At 60.5% G+C, this 873-nt stretch carries 1 protein-coding gene; it reads left to right on the plus strand.

Annotated elements, in window-relative coordinates; all coding sequences use genetic code 11:
* Window positions 1–79: 79 nt before the first annotated feature.
* Window positions 80–873: PAS domain S-box protein (locus AC07M8_RS19660; protein ID WP_495175912.1), on the plus strand; the 794-nt coding region annotated here is incomplete at its 3' end.

An 873-nucleotide genomic window follows, 5' to 3' on the forward strand; every position in this document is an offset into this window, starting at 1 on the left:
TGCGATTAACCGAAGCATGACGTTCATCTGCTCCTTAAGTGATGCGGCTGAGGCGGACCGGCTGTCCGCTCTTTGGAGCATGGCTATCCTCGATACACCCGACCAACGGGATTTCGACGAGATCACGCGTCTGGCAGCATTGGCGCTGGGCAGCGAAAGCGCGGCAGTGAGCCTCGTCGATGATCGACGTGCATGGTTCAAGTCGCGTGTCTGCATACCTGCGACCGAAGTACCTCGCGAGCACGCCTTTTGCACCCTGGCGCTTGAGGAGGCCGCGCCTGTCGTCATCCTCGACACGCATGCGGATCAGCGTTGTGCCGGCAATCCACTCACCCTCGGTTCCGAAGGCTATCGCTTCTATGCCGGTGCACCGATCGTCACTGGCGATGGTCAGTGCCTTGGGACATTGTGCGTGCTTGATCGGCAGCCTCGAGAGATCGTTGCGCCCGAGCAGTTGAAGGCACTAACCGATCTTGCCACCATCGTCTTCGGGCTGATTGAGGCGCGTCGCTACCGTCAGATCGGCGAGATTGCGACACAGGTCGTGGATGTCACCTCCGATGCGATCCTCTGCGTCGATGGCAAGGGAGTGGTGACGTTTTGGAACCGAGCTGCCGAAGCGATGTTCGGCTATTCCTCTGCAGACGCGGTGGGCCGTTCACTCGATATCATCATACCCTCGGTGCATGCCGGCGCGCATCATCGCGGCTTTGCTCGCGCCGCAGCAGGCGGTCCCACCACCTTGGTTGGTAAAACGGTAGAGCTGACCGCCAAGCGCTCTGACGGTAGCGAGTTCCCGATCGAACTGTCGCTGGCGCGGTGGGGCTCGATAGAGAGCGGTCACAACTTCGCTGGCATCATCCGTGATGCTTC

The organism is Sphingomonas sp. GW821-FHT09E03 (assembly GCF_059416225.1).